Genomic DNA, 19,641 nt, shown 5'->3' with positions numbered 1-19,641 from the left:
GCTTTCGGGGCGGCCAAAAGGGAGGAACGGCCACCGGCCGTTTCGGCCGTCCGCGTGGGAGACCCGCTGACCTGCACCAGGTCAGCGGGTTTTTCGCATTCCGGGCCCGGCTCACCCGCCGGTGCCGCGCCGCCACTGGTCGAGGTCGATCGCGTACTCGACCTCCCCGTGCTCGGACCCGGCGATCGGCTCCTCGAAGTCGCCGTCGAAGGTCCGGACGTAGCGCAGCCCGGCCTTCTCCATCACCCGCCGGGAGCCCTTGTTCACCGTCATCGTCTGCGCGTACACCCGCCGCACGCCCAGCTCGGCGAAGCCCTTGCGGATCAGCGCGAGCGAGCCCTCGGTGGCGTAGCCCCGGCCCCACGCCGCCTTGTGCAGCCGGTAACCGAGCTCGACGGTGCCCGGCTCGTCGTCCTCCCGCGGCCGCAACAGGAACCAGCCCAGGAAGTCACCGGTGGCCTTCTCGATGGCGGGCCAGTAGCCGAACGGCCCGCGCTCGTACCAGCCGAGCATGCGCTGGAGGCTGCCGTCGACGTCCTCGGCCGGCACCGGCCTGCCGCCGTTGAGGTAGCGCATCACCTCGGGGTCGTTGTGCAGCGCGAACAGCTCGTCGCGGTCGTCCTGGGTGATCCTGCGCAGGACCATCCGCTCGGTTTCCAGGAACGCCTCCATCACCAGACCGCCTCCGCGCTCGACGCCGCACCGACGGCATTCTGCCGCAGCCCGCCCGCGCGGTCGCCCGGTTTTCCGCAGTGAGTCCACATCGGACCGCGGTCGTGTCCGCTGTGCGCGCGCAAGCGCCGGTGACCTGCGACGCTGGGCGGGTGCGGAAACGGTGGGTGCGGTTCGCCGCCGCGCTGGCGGTGCTGGCCGCGCTGGCCCTGCTGGTGTGGGCCAACCGCAAGGACATCCCGGAGGCGGCGCGGGCGCTGCGCACGGCCGACGGCCACCGGCTGTCGCTGGCCGTGCTCCTGCTGCTGGTCTGGTGGCTGAACTGGACGTTGCTGCACGCCGCCGCCCGGCGGGTGGTCGGCGTGGGCGGCTATGCCGAACTCGGCCGCCTGGTGCCGGTCACGCTGTCCTCGATCGCGCTGAACCTGGCGGTGAAGTCCGGCAACGTCGCGGGCCTGGCCTCCTTCGCCTACGACGCCCGCCAGCGCGGGCTGCCGCGGGGAAGGGTCACCGCGGCGTACCTGGCCGCCGCCCAGCTCGCCGAGGTCGCCTTCGTCGTCACGCTGGGCGCGGGAATCCTGGTCGTGTGCGTCGACGGGCGGCTCACCCGTGCCGAGTTGCTCGCCCTGGTGATCTTCGCGGCCGGGCTGGTGGTCCGCGTCGCTGCGATCGTCGCGGCGGTGCGCAGCAGGGACGTGGTCCGCAGGCTGTGGACGCTGCCCGCGCGGCTGGCCGACCGGGTGCTGCGGCGCCCCGCGCGCGAGCACGACACCCAGGGCGCCGACGAGCTCTACGACGCGGTGGCCGCGATGCGCGACTCGCCCCGCGCCACGGTGCCCGCGCTGTGCTTCGCGGTGGCGGTCGACCTGCTCGGCGCGGCCCTGCTGTGGGCGTCGATGGCCGCGGTCGGCGCCGGTGACCGCCCGCTGGTCGCGCTGGTGGCCTACGCGGTCTCCACGCTGTTCGGCATCGTCGGGGTGCTGCCGGGCGGGGTCGGCTTCGCCGAGGTCGGCGCCGCGGCCGTCCTGGTCTCCTACGACACGCCGGTGGGCATCGCCGCGGCGGCAGTGGTCGTGTTCCGCATCCTGGTGATGTGGATCCCGCTGGTCGTGGGCGGGCTGATCGGCTACCGCGTCCGGCTCCGGCCCGCGTGAGCCGCCCGCGGCCGGGTGTCACGCCGGCGGGCGCTGCGGTGGCGATCCCACCGGTGCCGGGGCACCGTACGAGGCATGTCAACCGTGAAAGCAACCAGCGAAGGCGTGTTCTACCGCAGGCCGGCGCCGGACGCCGACCCGTACGTGGCCGAGGGCGGGCACGTCGACGCGGGCCAGACCGTCGGCGTGATCGAGACCATGAAGACCTACAGCCAGGTCAGGACCGAGAGCAGCGGCACCGCCGCGCGCTTCCTGCTGGACGACGGCGAGGAGGTGCGGACCGGGCAGAACCTGCTGGAGGTCGACGACGAATAATCACTCGCCCATCTGATTGATCTTGATCTTCCAAGGCCCAATATCATGTGCGCGCCGGTACTGGGAGGTGGGCGAGTTCGTGCGCGGCGTCGACTATTACGAGCTCTTGGGTGTGGACCGCGAAGCCACGGCAGCGGAGATCAAATCGGCGTATCGGACCCTTGCCCGGACCATGCATCCGGACGTGGGCGGGACGGCGGGCACGTTCCGGCTCCTGCGGGAGGCTTTCGAGACGCTCAACGACCCGGTGCGCCGGGCGGACTACGACGGCGTCGGCGTCATCGCCGAGATGCCGGTGCCGGTGCGCAGGCCGAGGACCCGCCGCGCCGCCGCCCCGCGGCGGGAGTTCGGCGACGACCCGGACTTTGTGCCCGGGCTGCCCAGGCTCAGCCCCGACGACATCCCGTGGTGGGACCTCGTCGACCCGGACGAGCGCATCCGGTACGTGCCGGTGACCGGTCCGGAGAGCGGGCCGGTGATGGGGCTGCTCGGAGGCTGGACGCTGTTGCTGCTGGCCGGTCTGGCGGTCGAGCTCGACGTGGTGCTGATGGCGGTGTGGCTGTCGCTGCTGGTGGCCGCCGGGGTCGTGGTGCTGTTGCTGCTGCGCCGCTTCGTGGAGGCCCGCAGGACCGACCGGCTGTTCGCCGCCGAGTTCCGCGGCCGCAAGGTGTTCGGCAAACCCGACGACCAGCACGACGCGCCGCCCAAGCAGCTCACCGCCGAGCTGCTGGCCACCTACCTGACCCGGCTGCCGGGCGTGCGGATCTTCCACGGGCTGGCCTGGCCGGAGTCGGTGTTCGCCGACGTCGACCACGCCGTGCTGTGCGGGCGCAGGCTGGTGCTGATCGAGTCGAAGCGGTGGCTGCCGGGGCACTACAACGCCGACGAGGACGGCGTCCTGTGGCGCAACGGGCACCCGTTCCGCGGCGGCGGCACCCGGCTGCCGGAAGGCGTCGCGGCCTTCGCCGACCTGCTGCCCGACATCGAGGTGCGCGGTGCGCTGGTGATCTACCCGAGCCGGGCAGGCGAGGTGACCACGGGCGAGCAGCCCGACTCCGCGGCCGCGCCGCTGACCCCGGAGCAGTTCGTGCGCGAGATCGGCGAGTGGCTGGCGGCCGAGCCGGCGGTCGTCGACCGCGACATCTTCGGCGCGGTCCTCCAGCAGGTCGTCTCGGACTGACGGTGGGGCGGCCCGTCGTCAGTAGTCGCTCGGGCGGTTCGGATTCCAGCCGACCGGCGGCTCGGCGACCAGCGCGCCGTTGTCGACGCGGATGGTGTGCACCGACGGCTGCCCGCTCGGGCAGCACCCGGGGTCGTCGGGCCCGTACTGGGGGAACTCCAGCCGGACCTGCGTGCCGTCCTGCTCGAGGATGCGCACCAGCCCGGCCTCGACCTTCTGCACGAACGCCTGCCCGTCGAAGAAGAACACCGCCCGGCACCGGCCGTTGGCGCTACCGGTGCACGTCGAGCTGATCGCCCGGATCGGCCCCCGCAGCGCGGTCTCGGGCACGTCCGGGGTGAAGCCCTGCTGCTCGATCAACGCCAGCGCGGCGTCGAGGTCGAACGGCGCGGGTGCGGGCGACGGCGCGGGCGGCGGAGCCGGTGCCTGCGAGTGCACCGCCGGCTCGCCGGGCGGGACGGGTTCGGCCATGCCGCACCCCACGAGCGGCAGGACGACCAGCAACAGCCCGGCAACACGACGGCGACGCATCGGCGATCTCCTCTTCACCGCGGGCACCCTCCCGGTCCCGCGTTGCCTCCGACGCCGGGACCCGGCGATCGGTTCCACCCGGACGCGCGAGCGTCGTCCGCGTGCTGGGACCGCGTTGACACGGTGTTCGCGCCGATGTTGCGATGAACTCGTGATGAGCGCGCTGCTTACCAAACGTCGTCACGTGGACTTCCTCCGCGTCACGACGCAGGCGTGTCGCCGGTGATCTGAACCGGGTGCCCGCGACCGGGTACCCGTCCGTCCACTGCGGACAGTCAGCACGCCGATGTCCGCGGCCAAGCACCGGCACAACACAGGAGGACCGCGTGTCCAGCCCGCTCACCTTCCACTGGTTCCTGCCCACCTACGGCGACAGCCGCCACCTCGTGGGTGGTGGCCACGGGGTGTCCGTCCACAGCGCGTCCAGCGCCCGGCCCGCCACCCTGGCCTACCTCGGCCAGATCGCGCGCAGCGCCGAACAGCTCGGCTTCGTCGGCGCCCTGACGCCGACCGGCGCGTGGTGCGAGGACGCGTGGCTGTCGACCGCGATGCTCACCGAGGTCACCGAGCGGCTGAAGTTCCTGGTGGCCTTCCGCCCCGGTCTGCTGTCGCCGACGCTCGGCGCGCAGATGGCGGCCACCTTCCAGCGCCACTCCGGCGGCAGGCTGCTGCTCAACGTGGTCACCGGCGGCGAGAGCCAGGAGCAGCGCGCCTACGGCGACTTCCTCGACAAGAACGCCCGCTACGCCAGGACCGACGAGTTCCTGCACGTGGTGCGCGAGCTGTGGCGCGGGCAGCGGGTCGACTTCACCGGCGAGCACGTGCGGGTGGAGGGGGCGCAACTCCAGCGGACGCCGGACCCGGTGCCGCAGGTGTACTTCGGCGGTTCCTCACCCGCCGCGGGCGACGTCGCGGCCAAGCACGCCGACGTCTACCTGACGTGGGGCGAGCCGCCCGCGCAGGTCGCCGAGAAGATCGCGTGGGTCCGCAAGCTCGCCGCCGAGCAGGGCCGCAGCCCGCGCTTCGGCATCCGCCTGCACGTCATCAGCCGTGACACCTCCGAGCAAGCCTGGGCCGAGGCCCAGCGGCTGCTCGACGCGCTGGACCCGGAGACCATCGAGCGCGTGCAGAGCGGCCTCGGGCGCAGCGAGTCCGAGGGCCAGAAGCGGATGCTGGCGCTGCACGGCGGTTCCACCTCGAACCTGCAGATCTACCCGAACCTGTGGGCCGGCGTCGGGCTGGTGCGCGGCGGCGCGGGGACCGCGCTGGTGGGCAGCCACGCCGAGATCGCCGAGCGCATCGAGGAGTACCACGCCGTCGGCATCGACGAGTTCGTGCTCTCCGGCCACCCGCACCTGGAGGAGGCGTACTGGTTCGGTGAGGGCGTGCTGCCGATCCTGGCCCGCAAGGGCCTCTGGCAGCACCCGGCCGGAGTCGAGCAGGACGCGCCGAGCGTTCCCTTCGCGCCCGCCGCCAGCTCGTAGGACGCCGCACGGCTGGGTGGGCGCGTTAATCAGGTGCGTCCGGGCTCCGCGCCGCGCGAGCATGGCCGGATGCGGATCGGGATCGACGAACCCGCCCGGCTCGGACGCACCGAGCTGCGCGGTGGCCGGGTGCTGGGCTGGGCGGAGTGGGGTCCCGCGGACGGGACCGCGGTGCTGCTGTGCCCCGGAGCGGCCCAGAGCAGAACCCTCGGGTTCGGCACCGACCTCGTCGACGAACTCGGAGTCCGGCTGATCTCGGTCGACCGCCCCGGTCTCGGGGTCTCCGACCCGGCACCCGGCCGGACGCTGCTCGACTTCGCCGAAGACGTCCGGGACTTCGCCGAGCGGCGCGAGCTGCCGGCCATGGCGGTGGTGGGGTACTCGACCGGCGGGCCGTTCGCGCTCGCGTGCGCCGCGCGGGGCGTCGCGGTGGCGGCCGCAGTCGTGGCAGGCGGGGACGAGCTGCCGCGCTTCACCGGCCGGCTCGACCCGCAGGTCGCGGAGACCGTGGGGTCCGTGCTCGCCGATCCCCGCAGGGCCGAGGAGACCTTCGCGGGCTTCGGCGACGTGGACGCGATGTGGGACATGATCATCGCGGGCAGCTCCGAGATGGACCGCGCCGTCTACTGCCGGCCCGAATTCGAGGCGGCGCTGCGCCGAGCGATGGCCGGGGGATTCGCCCAGGGGCCCGCGGGCTACGCCCGTGACACGGTGCTGGTTCTGGGGCGCTGGCCGTTCGCCGTCGAGGAGATCGCCGTGCCGGTGCACCTCTGCTACGGCGAGCACGACACGAGCCCGGTGCACTCACCCGACCTCGGTGCGAGCCTGGCCGGACGCATCCCCGGCGCCACCCGACACCTCATGCCGGACGCCGGAGGCTCGGTGCTGTGGACCCACGCCGAGGCCATCCTGCGAGAACTCCTGGAGGCGGCGTCGCGCGGATAGCACTGCTTGGGCTGTGTCTGCGCTGGGCTAGGCGGTGGTGTCTGCGCTTGGTCCAGGTGATGGCTCAGGGCTTACGGGCGAGCCCCGCGCGCGTGGTGGTCTCCGGCCCCGCCGGTGCCGGTCCCTCCGGCCGCCACTGCCCGCACCGCACCACACCGGGCTCGACCAGCTCCAGGCCGGAGAAATACCCGGCGATCTGCTCGGGGCTGCGGTGGTTGTACGGGATCGCGCCCGACTCCGCGTAGCGCGAGGCCGCGTCGACCGCCGCCGCGTCGGTGTCGTCGACGTCGAACAGCGCGAGGTAGGAGCCCGAGGGCAGCGCGTCGACGAGAGTGTCCACAACGGACCGAGCGCGTTCGTACTCGGGAATGAGGCCCAGGATGCCGAACAGCATCAGCCCGACCGGGCGGGTGAGGTCGAGCATGTCGCCGGCCACGTCGACGATCGTGCCGGGCTCGCGGATGTCGGCGTGCACGTACCAGGTCGCGCCTTCGGGCGTGCTGGTCAGCAGCGCACGGGCGTGGGCCAGCACGAGGGGGTCGTTGTCCACGTAGACGATCCGGCACGACGGGTCGGCCCGCTGCGCGATGTCGTGGGTGTTCTCCGCGGTGGGAAGACCGGTGCCGACGTCGAGGAACTGCCGCACACCGCCCTCGGTCACCATGTGGCGCACCATCCGGCCCAGGCAGCCGCGACTGGCCTGCGCGGCGGCCTTCATCCCCGGGAACACGGAAAGGAACTCGTCACCGGCCTGCCGGTCGACGGTGTAGTAGTCCTTGCCGTCCAGCCAGTAGTTCCAGACCCTGGCCGCGTGCGGAACGGTCGTGTCCAGCTCGTCCGGCTGCCCGGACACCCGCACCCGGGGCGTCTCGGAATCGGTCATCTCGACGTCTCCTTCGCGGGATGGTGGGCAGCGGCTCCGCAATGTCGCCTGGATCATACCTATCGCATCGCCCGGATTCCCGCGATCCGACGATCTTGTACCGCGATGGCAGTGCGGGGTCGCGGCGCGCGGAAGCCCTTGCGCGGTTCATTCCCCGAACGGGATGGGACCGAGGGTCCGACCCTGTCGACTGCGGTCGGTGAGAAGGAGCGCCAGATCTCGGATCATGATCTTCAGCGACAGCGGGGTGCCGGGGTTGAGGTTCAGGAACACCGGTCCATTGGCCATCGCGTCGAACACCGTCCACCCCGGTACGAGGTGGTGGTGCGCCCAGCTGTCGGGAAGGTGGCGGGGGCCGGTGAACGCGGTCAACGCCGGCAGCCCCTCCGCGTCGCGGTCGACCTGGAGGCGTTGGTCCCCGTGGTGGGAGGCGTAGAGCGCCAGTTCCGCCCGGTAGAGCCGGTCGACCAGGAATCCCAGCGGGTTGTAGCCGTTCAAGATTCGCCACAGTACGAGGTCCACGGTGGTGTCCAGTGGCATTCCGGTGACCTGTTGGGGCGGCCGATAGAAGGCGTTGATCTGGTACTTGCCGGTTAGTTCGCCGGTGTCGGTGACACCGTAGGCGCCCTGGATCGCCGTTGTCGCCACCGGCTGACCGGGATCTGCCGGTACGTCGGGTCCTCGAAGGTCAGCCATCGGGCGGTGCCCGCCATCCTGCGGGCTCGTTCCCGCATGGCGTCGTCCACCGGCGGCAACGGGAACGGTCCGAGGATCGAGTTTCGGTCCAGTGTCAACGCGCTCCCTTTCGCAGCATTGCCCGATTGAAGTGGGGGTTGGGCTCCCCCAGGACCCTATGGGCCTACGCGCGCCGCCGATCGCCGCGCGGGGTGGGTGTACCGGCCGCCGCGCCGACCCGCTCCCTGTAGTCGCCGGACATCACAGCCGCGGTGGTGCTCAAGCCGACCTCGGTCGGCAGTGACCGATGACACGGGTCGAAATCGGCCCGACTGCTCGGCGCGCTGTCCCAGCGCGCAGCCTCCAGGCAGATGCTGTTGTTGCCTGGGCATGATCCGGACGGCGGCGCCACAGCCGTGCCAAAGCGCAGGTCAACGCGCTGATCGGCGCCCTTTCCCCACGCGAATCCCGGCCGCGTATTCCACCTTCCCTTCACCCGGCGGAAAAGTTGTCCACAGTGGATGGACGCGGATTTGCTTCTCGGGAGCACGCCAGGGAAAATGTTCTACCGGGTGTGTCGCAGTACACGTCGCGATGGTGTAACCGATCGTGACACCGCACCGAAGAACAAGGCGGAAGAACGACAACCGCGGTTACTCGCCGCCTGGACATCTGCCGAACCAGAAGAAGGAGGTCTCCCGTGGCTGCCGACCGACCGGAGAGTCGGGCGTGGTGGATCTGGGGCGCGGCGGTGATCGCCTATCTCGCCGCGGTGTTCCACAGGGGCAGCCTGGGGGTGGCAGGCCCGCTCGCGCTCGACCGCTTCGACGTCGGCCCCGCCGCGCTGAGCGCCTTCACCGTGCTGCAGATGAGCATCTACGCGGGCATGCAGATCCCCACCGGTCTGCTGGCCGACCGGTTCGGGCCGCGGCGGGTGGTCACGGCGGCGGTGCTGCTGCTCGGTGCCGGCCAGATCCTGTTCGCCGTCGCCGACTCCTACTCGATGGCGCTGCTGGCGCGCGGCGTGCTGGGTGTCGGCGACGCGCTGACCTGGGTGAGCATCCTGCGGCTGGTGGCCACCAGCTTCTCGGCCCGCCGCTACGCGCTGGTCGCCACGATCTCCAGCGCGCTGGGCGCGCTGGGCGGCGTGGCCGCCACCTTCCCCCTCACGCTGGCGCTGCAGGGCATGGGCTGGACGCCGACCTTCCTGCTGGTGGGGGCGCTGACCGCGGGCTACGCCGCGATCACCTTCGGTTTCGTGCGCGACCCCCGCACCTCGAGCACGGCCGGACGCCCGAGCGGTGCCGCGGCGACCCTGGCGCGGGTGCGCGCGGCATGGGCCGTCCCGGGCACGCGGCTGGCGTTCTGGGTGCACTTCGGCACGCTGTTCGCCGCGGGCGCGCTGACCCTGCTCTGGGGCTTCCCGTACCTCGTCGAGGGGCTCGGTGTCGCGCCCGCGACCGCGAGCGCGCTGCTGAGCGTGCTGATCATCGGCCAGGTCGTCGGCGGCCCCGTGGTCGGCGCGCTGATCGGGCGGCGCCCGGAGTGCCGGATGCCGATCGTGGTCGTCTACCTGGTGATCAGCGCGCTGACCTGGGCGCCACTGCTCGGCTGGCCCGGCGGGACCCCGCCGCTGACCGTCGTGATGGTCGCGTTCACGGTGTTCGCCCTGGGCGTCCCGGTGTCGTCGATCGCCTTCGCCCTGGTGCGCGACTACAACCCCATCCAGCAGGTCGGCACCGCGACCGGAGTCGCCAACGCCGGCGGGCACTCGGCCACCGCGCTCGGCGTGGCACTGGTCGGACTAGTCCTCGACGGGGTGCAGGGCATGCCCGCGGTCGACGGCTACCGGATCGCGATGCTCGCGCTGCCCGCGATGCTCGTGCTCGCGTCGTGGCGCACCTTCGTGTGGTGGCGCCGGGCCCGCGCGGTCGTGCTGGAGGCCCAGGCGCGCGGCGACGAGGTGCCGGTGTCGCTGCGGCGCCACCGCTGGGACCTGCCGCGGCTCACCACGGCCGCGTCGCGTTAGGAATGCTGGAGGAGCGCGGGCCGGGTCCCACGCCGCATGTCGAGAAGCCCCTACCGGATCGGTGTCAGCGCCGGCGGTGACTCGGCGCACGCCTCCAGGGCCAGCACGACCTCGCCGGGCGCGGGCATCGACTCGATCTCCGACCTGATCCGCAGGGCCCGGTCGCGGTACGACGGGTCGTCGAGCAGCTCCTCGAGCTCGGCGCCCAGCGTCCCTGCGTCGCGCTCGGCGCTGCCGACCTGGCGGGCCACGCCCGCCGCCACCAGCCGCTCGGCGTTCTCGAACTGCTCGCCCGCGTGCGGCAGCACCAGTTGCGGCAGCCCGCACAGCAGGGAGTTCATCGCGGTGCCGGAGCCGCCGTGGTGCACCACCGCGTCGCACGTCGGCAACAGCTGGTCGTGCGGCAGCCGACCGCCGGCGCGGACGCCGGGCAGATCGGCGGGGCAGTCCGAGCCGGTGAGAACGATCTCGGCATCCGCTCCGGCAAGCCCTCGCACCGTCTCGTGCACCACCTCGGCGGGCACACCGCCCATGGACACGCAGATCCGCGGCCGGTCGCGCGGCTCCCACAGCCACGGCGCCGGGATTCCCGCCCCGCCGTAGGGGATGTGGCGCATCGGCAGCCACCCCGTGCGGTCGACGCGGGCCAGGCTCGGCGGGCACAGGTCGACGACGAGCTCGGGCGCGGCCTCCTCGTCGGATAACCCGAACCGCGCGTGCAGCCTGCGCAACCGGATGGCGGCGGTACCGGAGAAGAGCCGGCGCACCGACTCGTCGGCGAGGTGCAGGCCCCAGTGGTGCGAGACCGCCGGGACCTCGTGCACGGCGGCCGCGACCGGACCGGCGAGCTCGGCGTAGCCGCAGACCACCAGGTCAGGACACCAGCGCGCGACCAGGTCGGTGGTCGCGTCGACCGCGTGTTCGGCTAGCACGGCCCATGGTTCGGCGGTGAACTCCCGGTACCGCCCGGCGTCCGGGGCGCCACCACCCACCGGGACGTGCTCCAGCCCCGCGGCGCGCACGGACTCGGCGATCTGGGGTGGCGCGGCGACGACGACCTGGTGACCCGCGCAACGCAGGGCCCAGGCGAGAGGAACCATCGGGAAGAAGTGACCGCGGCCGGGCGTGGTGGTGAACAGGACGCGCATGTCGGCAAACTGCCCATCGGGAGTCGGCGGACCGGAGGCGCCGCGCGCGGCGGCACTCCTTGGCAGAGCAGTCGACATCCCCGCCGGGACCCTTGACCCGCCTCACTCGATCGAGTGCCAGGTCAGAGCAGTGGCCGGAGCAGGGCAGTGACCGGGTCAGAGCAGTGACCCAGGGCCGTGGCCGGCGCTGGAGCGGTGGCCGGGTCAGAGCACCGTGGACAGGTGCCAGGGCACGAACTCCTCGTCGCCGTAGCCGAGCTCCTCGCTCTTGGTGGCCTCGCCGGAGGCGACCGCGAGGACGCGCTCGAAGATCACCCGGCCCATCTCCTCGACGTCGGAGTCCCCGTCGGCGATGGTCCCGCAGTTGACGTCCATGTCGTCGGTCATGCGTTCGTAGAGCGGGGTGTTGGTGGCGAGCTTGAGGCTCGGCGCGGGCTTGCAGCCGAAGGCCGAGCCGCGTCCGGTGGTGAAGCACATCAGCTGCGCCCCGCCCGCGATCAGGCCGGTCGCGTTGACCGGGTCGTAGCCGGGGGTGTCCATGAACACCAGGCCCTTGGCGGTGACCGGCTCGGCGTAGCGCACCACGTCGCACAGGTCGGTGGTGCCGCCCTTGGCCGCGGCACCCAGGGACTTCTCCAGGATCGTGGTCAGCCCGCCCGCCTTGTTGCCGGGGGAGGGGTTGTTGTTGATGGAGCTGCCGTCGCGCTTGACGTAGGACTCCCACCACGCGATGCGCTCCAGCAGCTTCTCGCCGACCTCGCGGCTGACCGCGCGCCGGGTGAGCAGGTGCTCGGCGCCGTAGATCTCGGTCGTCTCGCCGAAGACGGCGGTGCCGCCGTGCCGGACCAGCAGGTCGGCGGCGGCGCCCAGGGCGGGGTTGGCGGTGATGCCGGAGTAGGCATCGGAACCGCCGCACTCCATGGCCATCACCAGCTCGGACGCCGGCACGGTGCGCCGACGGCCGCGGTCGGCGATCGGCAGCATCTCGGTGATCCGCCGCACGCCCTCGGCGACGGTCTTCCTCGTGCCGCCGAGCTCCTGGATCGTCATGGCGTGCACGGGCATGCCCTCGGGCAGCTTGAGCATCTCGGTGAGGTCGCGGACCTGGTTGACCTCGCAGCCCAGCCCGATCACCAGCAGCCCGGCGAAGTTCGGGTGCCCGGCGTAGCCGACCAGCGCCCGGCGCAGGACCTCGAAGCCCTCGTTGCCCGGACCGCCGCTGCCGCACCCCAGCGTGTGGGTCAGCGCGCACACCCCGTCGACGTTGGGGAAGTCGTCGAGCATCCCGGACGCCTCGACCTGCCTGGCGATCATCTTGGCCGCGGTGGCCGAGCAGTTCACCGACGTGATCACACCCAGGTAGTTGCGGGTGCCGACCCTGCCGTCGGGCCGCACGTAGCCCTGGAAGGTCGCGCGCCGCTCGTCGGGCACGTACTCGGTCGGCCTGCTGTCCACGCCGAAGGCGTGGTCGCGCTGGAACTCCTGGTACTGCACGTTGTGGGTGTGCACGTGCTCCCCTGGCCGGATCGCGCGGGTCGCGAATCCGATGATCTGGCCGTACTTGCGGACCGGGTCGCCTGCCTCGATGGTGGCCGTGGCCAGCTTGTGGCCGCGCGGCACCTCGCCGGGCACCTCCACGGCGGTGCCGCCGCGGGAGTACGAGCCGGGCTCGACGTCGGCTTTGGCGATCACGACGTTGTCGTCGGCGTGGAGTCGGAATGCCAGCTCGTCCAGGTCCTGCAGCGCCACCGGATCACTCCTTCACGAACGTGAAGCGGCTTCCATCACGTGAACGCTGACTCTACGGGCGGTGCCCACGGCTGTCGATACGCCGATCCCAGGAGCGGGAATGATCGCCGCGGCCCCCAGGTTGTGCCGGGCATGAAGGCGACAGCGGCGCAGCGGTACGGCGATCCTGACGAACTGCGGTTCACCGACGTGCCCGATCCGAAGGTCGGCCCGGACGAGGTGCTGGTGCGGGTGAAGTCCGCGGGCGTGAACCCGGTCGACTGGAAGATCCTCAGCGGCGCGCTCGACCCGTTGCTCAACGTGCACTTCCCGCTCGTCCCCGGCTGGGACGTCGCCGGTGTGGTCGAGCAGGTCGGCCTGGCGGTCTGGGAGTACGAGCCAGGTGACGAGGTGATCGGGTACGTGCGCAAGGACGAGGTCCAGCACGGCACCTTCGCCGAGCTCGTCTCCGCCCCGGTGCGCACCATCGCCCGCAAGCCCGCGTCGCTGGACTGGCACCAGGCCGCGGGCCTGCCGCTGGCCGGGCTCACCGCGTACCAGTCGCTGGCGCGGGCGGAGGCCGCCGGAGGCGAGACGGTGCTGGTGCACGCGGCGGCCGGAGGCGTCGGCTCGTTCGGAGTGCAGATCGCCGCGGCCAAGGGCCTGCGCGTCATCGGCACGGCCAGCGAGCGCAACCACGACTTCCTGCGCGAGCTGGGCGCCGAGCCGGTGACCTACGGCGAAGGGCTGGCCGAGCGCGTCCGCGAGCTCGCGCCGGACGGGGTGGACGTCGCGCTGGACTTCGCGGGCGGCGACGCCGTGGCGGTGTCGCAGTCGGTGCTGAAGTCGCCGCGGCGGGTGGTCTCCATCGTCGACCCCGGGGTGAAGGAAGCCGGCGGCATGTACCACTACGTGCGGCCGGACTCGGCCGACCTGACCGAGCTCGCGCGGCTGGCCGACGCCGGGAAGCTCGCGGTCAACGTCGACCGGGTGCTGCCGCTGTCCTCGGCGGCCGAGGCGTTCCGGGTCAGCCAGGAGGGGCGCACCCGCGGCAAGCTCGTGCTCGAGGTGTCCTGACGCCTGCCGGCGACCCGCCACCGGTGATCGTTGCAGGACCGAGAGAGCCGCTTCGCCGTGGTTGCGGCAGAGGCGTCCCGATCTCGGAATTCGTTGCCGCTCCGACAGACGTGTGGGTCGCGGAACAGATCACGTCGCCGATGTGTCGCAGGACTCGTCGCCCGTGGTGGACAGCGCCGCAAGTGCGCCGACTCGGGTCACAGCCGCGTCCCGAGAGCGCACCTGGCCCGTGCGAGGGAAGTGGTGATCCCGAACGGGAAACCCGATCGGAAGCGCACTTCCAGCAGCACGACCGCGAGGACGAGGACAACCCCCGCTCGCTGCACACGACCAGGGCGCGGGAGAACAAACTGCCGAAAATGACCCTGCGACCTGGCCTGATGTCGGTGGTGGCCGGTGGCGGGTCGCGGGGACCCGCCACCGGTGCTCATGCGGCGGCGCGCAGCGCGCCGGCGAGGGGGCCGACCACTTCCAGCCCGTCGGGGGCGCCCGGCCCGGCGAAGCCGGCGAGCGCGGCGGCGTCGGCACCGGCCAGGGCGAGGGCGGCGGCGGTGACCGGCGGCCGCGCCCGGTCCGATCCGTCGGCGATCTTGACCGCGACCGCGGTGCCGTCGGGCAGCGCCGCGACCTGCACCGCTTCGAAGCCGTCCTTGGCGATCAGTCCCGGAACCGCCCGCATCAGGGCGGAGACGTCGCGCCTGCTGCCCGCGACCATCTCCGGGTGCGCCCGGATCGCTTCGGCGACCCGGTGGGCCGGGCTGCCCGCGGGCGCGGCGGCGATCCGGCCCGCGGCCGTGGCCAGACCGCGCAGCGACACCGAGAACAGCGGCGCACCGCAGCCGTCGGTGGCCACGTGCGCGACCGGCTCGCCGGTCAGCTCCTCCACCGTGGCGGCCACCTCGCGCTGCAGCGGGTGGGCCGGGTCGAGGTAGTCCGCGGTGGACCAGCCGTTGCGGCGCGCGGTGTCCAGCATCGCCGCGTGCTTGCCCGAGCAGTTGTGCGCCAGCTTGCGGGCCGAGCGCCCGTCGGCCACCCAGCTCGCCCGCTCGACGGGGTCGTAGGGCAGGTCGGCCGGGTTGGCCAGGTCGGCCTCGGCGAACCCGCCCGCGTCGAGGATGCGGCGCGTCCCCTCCAGGTGCACCCGCTCCCCGGAGTGGCTGGCCGCGGTCAGCGCGAGCAGGTCCGGCGGCAGCGACAGCCCGAGCCGGACCATCGCCACCGCCTGCACCGGCTTGGCCGTCGAGCGCGGGTAGAACGCCGTGCCGGCATCGCCCGCCTGGAACAGCACCGACCCGTCCGGGCCGACCACGACCACCGAACCGTGGTGCACGCCCTCCACGAGACCGTCGCGCAACAGGTGCACCAGCGGCACGTGCCCCGGCACCCCGATCGGCGCCGCTGCGCTCATTCGGCGTTCTCCAGCACCGCGGTGTTGATCCGCTTGCGCACACCGAACCAGCCGACGACCAGGGCGAGCACGATCAGCGGCAGGCACATCAGGGTGATCCGGCCGACCTCGTCGAAGCCCATCAGCACCACCACCGACGCCAGGAACGCCAGGGTGACGATCTCGGTGTACGGGGAGAACGGCAGCCGGTAGCTCGGCCGTGTCACCTCGCCGCGCTTGGCCTTGCGCACGAACAGCAGGTGCGAGAGCACGATGATCGCCCAGGTGCCGAGGATGCCCAGCGAGGCGAAGTTCAGCACGATCTCGAACGCCTCGGCGGGCACCAGGTAGTTCAGGCCGACGCCGATCACGCAGACCGCCGCGGTGAGCATGATCCCGCCGTAGGGCACCTGGTTCTTGTTCATCGCGCCGGTGAACTTCGGCGCCGAACCCGCCATCGACATCGAGCGCAGGATGCGGCCGGTGGAGTACAGCCCGGAGTTGAGGCTGGACATCGCGGCGGTGAGCACCACCAGGTTCATCACGTCGCCCGCGTACGGCACGCCGATGTGGGAGAGCACGGTGACGAAGGGGCTCTCGGCCTTGCTGTAGGCGCTCCAGGGCATGAGCATCGCCAGCAGCACCACCGAGCCGACGTAGAACAGCGCGATCCGCCACATGATGGAGTTGATCGCCTTGGGCATGACCTTCTCGGGGTTCTCGGTCTCGCCCGCGGCGACGCCCACCAGCTCGATCGCGGCGTAGGCGAAGATGACGCCCTGCATGATCAGCACCATCGGCAGCACGCCGGCGGGGAAGACGCCGCCGTTGTCGGCGATCAGCTGCGGCCCGGGCGTGGCGCCGTCGATCGGGTGCTGGGTGACCAGCAGGAAGATCCCGACGACCATGAACAGCACCAGCGCGGCGACCTTGATGATGGCGAACCAGAACTCCAGCTCGCCGAACAGCTTCACCGAGACCAGGTTGATGGCGAGCACGATGGCCAGCGCGATCAGCGCGAGCACCCACTGCGGGATCGGGGTGAACGCCGCCCAGAAGTGGGCGTAGAGCGCGATCGCGGTGATGTCGGCGATGCCGGTGGTCGACCAGTTCAGGAAGTGCATCCAGCCCGCGGTGTAGGCACCCTTCTCGCCCATGAACTCGCGCGCGTAGGACACGAAGGCGCCGGAGGACGGGCGGTACAGGATCAGCTCGCCCAGCGACCGCACGACGAAGAAGGCGAACAGCCCGCACACCGCGTAGACGATGGCCAGCGCGGGCCCGGCCGTGGCCAGCCTGCCGCCGGCCCCGAGGAACAGCCCGGTCCCGATCGCGCCGCCGATGGCGATCATGTTGATGTGGCGGGTCTTGAGCGACTTGCTGTAGCCCGCGTCGCCCGCGTCGAAGGGGGACTTCGGGCGCTCGGCGGCCCGCGTGGTGGTTTGTTCGGTCACGGTGTCAGGACTTTCCGTTCTGCTCGCGGGGTCGCCGCCCGTTCTTGTTGGTGACGATGCTGGTCAGCGCCGCCTCGACGTGTTCGAGGTGGAAGGCCATCGCCTCGGTTGCCGCCTCCTGCGAACCCCCGGCGATCGCCTCGACGATCCGCCGGTGCTCGGTGTTGGAGCCGCCGCGCCGGTCGCCGAGCTGGTTCAGCAGCGCGGACTGCTTGGCCAGCGCGTCCCGGATCTCCTCGATGACCTTGCCGAAGACCGGGTTGCCCGAGGCCTGGGCGATGGTGATGTGGAACAGCGAGTCCAGCGCCACCCAGGCGGTGTTGTCGGTCTCCTGCTCCATCCGCTCCAGCAGGTGGGTCAGCAGGTCGAGGTCGTCCGAGCTGTGCCGCAGCGCGGCGTAGCCGGCGGCGGGGACCTCGACGTGCCGCCGCACCTCTATCAGGTCCCGCGCCGAGTAGGGCCCGAACACCGGGTTCTCGGCCGGTCCGGCCGCGGTGACGAACGTTCCCCTGCCGGTGCGGGAGACGGTGAGCCCGAGGGCCTGCAGCCCGCGCAGCGCCTCGCGCACCACGGAGCGGCTGACCTCGAACTCCCTGCCGAGGGCGGCCTCCGACGGCAGCTTGTCGCCGACGGCGTACTCACCGCGCTCGATGGCGCCGCGCAGGTGGTCCAGCACGGCTTCCATCGCCGAGACCCGCCGGACTGGCTGTCCGGCTGTCTGGCTGTCCGACAGGTTCATGAGGCGGAATCGTCAGGTCTGGCACGCAGAGTTGTCAAGGCCTGGCTTTTCTTCACACTAACTGACGAGGTCGGGACTCTAATGTGTGAAAAGCGACAGCCGATTTCGGCTACACGACGCATTCATCTGTTCTGCGACTACGCGCACCGGGCCCGGCCTGCGGTCCAGTCGAGGGGCAGTGCTCACCTGGGCGGGTCATCTCGGACGAATCGGGCACGGATGTCCTTCCCCTGGTTACCCCCGGGTAGTAGCTTGGTGTGTCCGAGATCACCAGGCCGCTCGTCGTTCGGGGGCAGTGATGACCACGTTGGACTCCACCGGTACCGAGCGTCCGCAGGTGGACGCGCAGCAGGCCAGGCAGGTCGCCGAAGAGGCGCGGCAGACCCGCTGGGACCGCCCGAGCTTCGGACGCGAGCTGTTCATGGGCAGGCTGCGGCTGGACCTGATCGACCCGCTGCCCGAAGGCGCCGTGCTGCCCGAGGGCGAGCGCTTCCTATCCCGGCTGCGGGAGTTCTGCGAGACCCGCATCGACGCCGCGCTCATCGAGCGCGAGGCCCGGGTGCCCGACGAGGTCATCCACGGCCTGCGCGACCTCGGCGCCCTCGGCATCAAGATCCCCACCACCTACGGCGGCCTCGGACTGCCCGCCGTCTACTACCACCGCGCGCTGATGCTGGTCGGGACCACGAGCCCGGCCGTCGGCGCGCTGCTGTCGGCGCACCAGTCCATCGGCGTGCCGCAGCCGGTCAAGATGTTCGGCACCGAGGAGCAGAAGCGCGAGTTCCTGCCCCGCTGCGTCCGCGAGATCACCGCCTTCCTGCTCACCGAGCCCGACGTCGGCAGCGACCCGGCGCGGCTGGCCACCACCGCGGTGCCCAGCGAGGACGGCGAGAGCTACACGCTCAACGGCGTGAAGCTGTGGACCACCAACGGCGTGCTGGCCGACCTGCTGGTGGTGATGGCCCGGGTGCCGAAGTCCGAGGGGCGCCGCGGCGGCGTGACGGCGTTCGTCGTCGAGGCCGGGGCACCGGGCATCACGGTGGAGAACCGCAACTCCTTCCTCGGCCTGCGCGGTATCGAGAACGGCGTGACCCGGCTGCACGACGTCGTGGTCCCGGCGCGCAACCGCATCGGCGGCGAGGGCGAAGGCCTCAAGATCGCGCTGACCACGCTGAACACCGGGCGGCTGTCGTTGCCTGCGATGTGCGCGGCCGCCTCCAAGTGGTGCGCCCGCATCGCCCGCGAGTGGTCGGCGCAGCGCGTGCAGTGGGGGCGGCCCGTCGGCGCGCACGAGGCGATCGCGAGCAAGATCTCGTTCATCACCGCCACCGCGTTCGCGCTGGAGGCCGTGCTGGAGGTCTCGGGCAGGCTGGCCGACGCCGACCGCCACGACATCCGCATCGAGGCGGCGCTGGCCAAGCTCTACAGCTCGGAGCTCGCCTGGCGGATCGCCGACGAGCTGGTGCAGGTGCGCGGCGGCCGCGGTTACGAGACCGCGGATTCACTGGTCGCGCGCGGCGAGCGCGGCGTACCGGTCGAGCAGCTGCTGCGCGACATGCGGATCAACCGGATCTTCGAGGGCTCCAGCGAGATCATGCACCTGCTGATCGCGCGCGAGGCCGTCGACGTCCACCTCTCGGTCGCCGGGGACATCATCGACCCGAAGGCCGACGTGCGGCGCAAGGCCCGCGCGGTGGCCAGGGCCGGCGGCTTCTACGCCCGCTGGCTGCCGGGCCTGGTGGTCGGCCGGGGACAGCTGCCGGCCGGCTTCGCCGAGTACGGGCGGCTGGCAGGCCACCTGCGCTACGTCGAGCGCGCCGGCAGGCGCATCGCGCGCCAGACCTTCTACGGCATGTCGCGGTGGCAGGGCGCGATGGAGAACCGCCAGCTCTTCCTCGGGCGCATCGTCGACATCGGCGCCGAGCTGTTCGCGATGAGCGCGACCTGCGTCTACGCCACGTCGGTGAACCAGGAGGCCTCCGGCGTGGAGCTGGCCGACGCGTTCTGCCGCCAGGCGCGGCGGCGCGTCGAGGAGCTGTTCGGCAGGCTGTGGCACAACACCGACGCCGCCGACCGCACCCTGGCCCAGCGGGCGCTCGACGGCAGGTACGACTGGCTCGACGAGGGCGTGATCGACCCGTCGGTCGAGGGGCCGTGGATCGCCGACGCGACCCCAGGCCCGACCACGCGACCGGACCAGCGGCGCATCGTCCCACCCGGACCCCAGAACTGACCAGGCC

General features: G+C 71.9%; 17 protein-coding genes. 8 read left to right on the top strand and 9 right to left on the bottom strand.

Annotation, left to right across the window (positions count from 1 at the left end):
• Nucleotides 1-111 precede the first annotated feature (111 nt).
• Entirely contained in the window at nucleotides 112-672 is a 561-nt protein-coding gene (locus SACE_RS25020; RefSeq protein ID WP_009942431.1) for a GNAT family N-acetyltransferase, read from the bottom strand.
• Nucleotides 673-824: 152 nt separating this feature from the next.
• Between SACE_RS25020 and SACE_RS25015 the strand changes: the two genes are divergently transcribed.
• The 3 genes from SACE_RS25015 to SACE_RS25005 all read left to right on the top strand — a co-directional run bounded on the left by SACE_RS25015 (nucleotide 825) and on the right by SACE_RS25005 (nucleotide 3,321).
• Entirely contained in the window at nucleotides 825-1,826 is a 1,002-nt protein-coding gene (locus SACE_RS25015; RefSeq protein ID WP_009942432.1) for a lysylphosphatidylglycerol synthase transmembrane domain-containing protein, read from the top strand.
• 75 nt (nucleotides 1,827-1,901) lie between these two features.
• Nucleotides 1,902-2,141: an acetyl-CoA carboxylase gene (locus tag SACE_RS25010; RefSeq protein ID WP_029621364.1), complete on the top strand. Its 240-nt coding sequence runs from the start codon at nucleotides 1,902-1,904 to the stop codon at nucleotides 2,139-2,141.
• Nucleotides 2,142-2,208: 67 nt separating this feature from the next.
• A complete protein-coding gene (locus tag SACE_RS25005; protein WP_009942434.1) occupies nucleotides 2,209-3,321 on the top strand; it encodes a J domain-containing protein in 1,113 nt (370 codons plus the stop codon).
• A gap of 18 nt (nucleotides 3,322-3,339) precedes the next feature.
• On the opposite strand, the gene SACE_RS25000 is transcribed toward SACE_RS25005, so the two are convergent.
• A complete protein-coding gene (locus SACE_RS25000) occupies nucleotides 3,340-3,852 on the bottom strand; it encodes an LppP/LprE family lipoprotein (RefSeq protein WP_011874629.1) in 513 nt (170 codons plus the stop codon).
• A gap of 326 nt (nucleotides 3,853-4,178) precedes the next feature.
• Between SACE_RS25000 and SACE_RS24995 the strand changes: the two genes are divergently transcribed.
• Both SACE_RS24995 and SACE_RS24990 read left to right on the top strand, forming a co-directional pair.
• Entirely contained in the window at nucleotides 4,179-5,336 is a 1,158-nt protein-coding gene (locus SACE_RS24995) for an LLM class flavin-dependent oxidoreductase (protein ID WP_009942436.1), read from the top strand.
• A 69-nt stretch (nucleotides 5,337-5,405) separates the two neighbouring features.
• Nucleotides 5,406-6,281 (top strand): alpha/beta fold hydrolase, encoded by an 876-nt coding sequence (locus SACE_RS24990; RefSeq protein WP_009942437.1) that lies wholly within the window; start codon nucleotides 5,406-5,408, stop codon nucleotides 6,279-6,281.
• Nucleotides 6,282-6,345: 64 nt separating this feature from the next.
• Here SACE_RS24990 and SACE_RS24985 read toward each other — a convergent pair whose 3' ends face one another.
• Both SACE_RS24985 and SACE_RS24980 read right to left on the bottom strand, forming a co-directional pair.
• Nucleotides 6,346-7,164 carry an SAM-dependent methyltransferase gene (locus SACE_RS24985; protein WP_009942438.1) on the bottom strand — a complete coding sequence of 273 codons (819 nt, stop codon included), beginning with the start codon at nucleotides 7,162-7,164 and terminating at the stop codon, nucleotides 6,346-6,348.
• A 147-nt stretch (nucleotides 7,165-7,311) separates the two neighbouring features.
• The gene (locus SACE_RS24980; RefSeq protein ID WP_009942439.1) at nucleotides 7,312-7,812 is read right to left on the bottom strand and encodes a hypothetical protein; all 501 of its coding nucleotides are present in this window, start codon (nucleotides 7,810-7,812) and stop codon (nucleotides 7,312-7,314) included.
• Nucleotides 7,813-8,539: 727 nt separating this feature from the next.
• Here SACE_RS24980 and SACE_RS24975 point away from each other — a divergent pair.
• A complete protein-coding gene (locus SACE_RS24975; RefSeq protein ID WP_009942440.1) occupies nucleotides 8,540-9,868 on the top strand; it encodes an MFS transporter in 1,329 nt (442 codons plus the stop codon).
• A gap of 50 nt (nucleotides 9,869-9,918) precedes the next feature.
• Here the strand turns inward: SACE_RS24975 and SACE_RS24970 are convergent, their stop codons facing one another.
• Nucleotides 9,919-11,016: a nucleotide disphospho-sugar-binding domain-containing protein gene (locus SACE_RS24970; RefSeq protein WP_009942441.1), complete on the bottom strand. Its 1,098-nt coding sequence runs from the start codon at nucleotides 11,014-11,016 to the stop codon at nucleotides 9,919-9,921.
• Nucleotides 11,017-11,220: 204 nt separating this feature from the next.
• Nucleotides 11,221-12,765 (bottom strand): UxaA family hydrolase, encoded by a 1,545-nt coding sequence (locus tag SACE_RS24965; RefSeq protein ID WP_009942442.1) that lies wholly within the window; start codon nucleotides 12,763-12,765, stop codon nucleotides 11,221-11,223.
• A 132-nt stretch (nucleotides 12,766-12,897) separates the two neighbouring features.
• On the opposite strand from SACE_RS24965, the gene SACE_RS24960 reads away from it, so the two are divergent.
• Nucleotides 12,898-13,821 carry an NADP-dependent oxidoreductase gene (locus SACE_RS24960; RefSeq protein ID WP_011874628.1) on the top strand — a complete coding sequence of 308 codons (924 nt, stop codon included), beginning with the start codon at nucleotides 12,898-12,900 and terminating at the stop codon, nucleotides 13,819-13,821.
• A gap of 427 nt (nucleotides 13,822-14,248) precedes the next feature.
• On the opposite strand, the gene SACE_RS24955 is transcribed toward SACE_RS24960, so the two are convergent.
• The 3 genes from SACE_RS24955 to SACE_RS24945 are packed head-to-tail and all read right to left on the bottom strand — an operon-like array spanning nucleotide 14,249 to nucleotide 17,347.
• Complete coding sequence (locus SACE_RS24955; protein WP_009942444.1) at nucleotides 14,249-15,229, bottom strand: asparaginase; 981 nt, start codon at nucleotides 15,227-15,229, stop codon at nucleotides 14,249-14,251.
• Complete coding sequence (locus SACE_RS24950) at nucleotides 15,226-16,662, bottom strand: amino acid permease (protein ID WP_009942445.1); 1,437 nt, start codon at nucleotides 16,660-16,662, stop codon at nucleotides 15,226-15,228. Before SACE_RS24950 ends, SACE_RS24955 begins: the two co-directional genes overlap by 4 nt.
• A 4-nt stretch (nucleotides 16,663-16,666) precedes the next feature.
• Nucleotides 16,667-17,347, bottom strand: a complete 681-nt coding sequence (locus SACE_RS24945; protein ID WP_029621367.1) for a FadR/GntR family transcriptional regulator — start codon at nucleotides 17,345-17,347, stop codon at nucleotides 16,667-16,669.
• 352 nt (nucleotides 17,348-17,699) lie between these two features.
• Here SACE_RS24945 and SACE_RS24940 point away from each other — a divergent pair, with 352 nt between their 5' ends.
• Entirely contained in the window at nucleotides 17,700-19,634 is a 1,935-nt protein-coding gene (locus SACE_RS24940) for an acyl-CoA dehydrogenase family protein (protein WP_009942447.1), read from the top strand.
• Nucleotides 19,635-19,641 lie beyond the last annotated feature (7 nt).

Source organism: Saccharopolyspora erythraea NRRL 2338, assembly GCF_000062885.1.
GTDB lineage: Bacteria > Actinomycetota > Actinomycetes > Mycobacteriales > Pseudonocardiaceae > Saccharopolyspora_D > Saccharopolyspora_D erythraea.
The sequence above is the reverse complement of the archived record's forward strand: the minus strand, read 5'-3'. Positions and strand labels throughout refer to the sequence as shown.

Coding starts and splice junctions, on each gene's coding strand:
- SACE_RS24945 (WP_029621367.1), bottom strand. CDS start 17,347: ATGGAAGCCGTGCTGGACCACCTGCGCGGCGCCATCGAGCGCGGTGAG.
- SACE_RS24940 (WP_009942447.1), top strand. CDS start 17,700: ATGACCACGTTGGACTCCACCGGTACCGAGCGTCCGCAGGTGGACGCG.
- SACE_RS24970 (WP_009942441.1), bottom strand. CDS start 11,016: ATGCGCGTCCTGTTCACCACCACGCCCGGCCGCGGTCACTTCTTCCCG.
- SACE_RS24985 (WP_009942438.1), bottom strand. CDS start 7,164: ATGACCGATTCCGAGACGCCCCGGGTGCGGGTGTCCGGGCAGCCGGAC.
- SACE_RS24955 (WP_009942444.1), bottom strand. CDS start 15,229: ATGAGCGCAGCGGCGCCGATCGGGGTGCCGGGGCACGTGCCGCTGGTG.
- SACE_RS25020 (WP_009942431.1), bottom strand. CDS start 672: ATGGAGGCGTTCCTGGAAACCGAGCGGATGGTCCTGCGCAGGATCACC.
- SACE_RS24990 (WP_009942437.1), top strand. CDS start 5,406: ATGCGGATCGGGATCGACGAACCCGCCCGGCTCGGACGCACCGAGCTG.
- SACE_RS25000 (WP_011874629.1), bottom strand. CDS start 3,852: ATGCGTCGCCGTCGTGTTGCCGGGCTGTTGCTGGTCGTCCTGCCGCTC.
- SACE_RS24960 (WP_011874628.1), top strand. CDS start 12,898: ATGAAGGCGACAGCGGCGCAGCGGTACGGCGATCCTGACGAACTGCGG.
- SACE_RS25010 (WP_029621364.1), top strand. CDS start 1,902: ATGTCAACCGTGAAAGCAACCAGCGAAGGCGTGTTCTACCGCAGGCCG.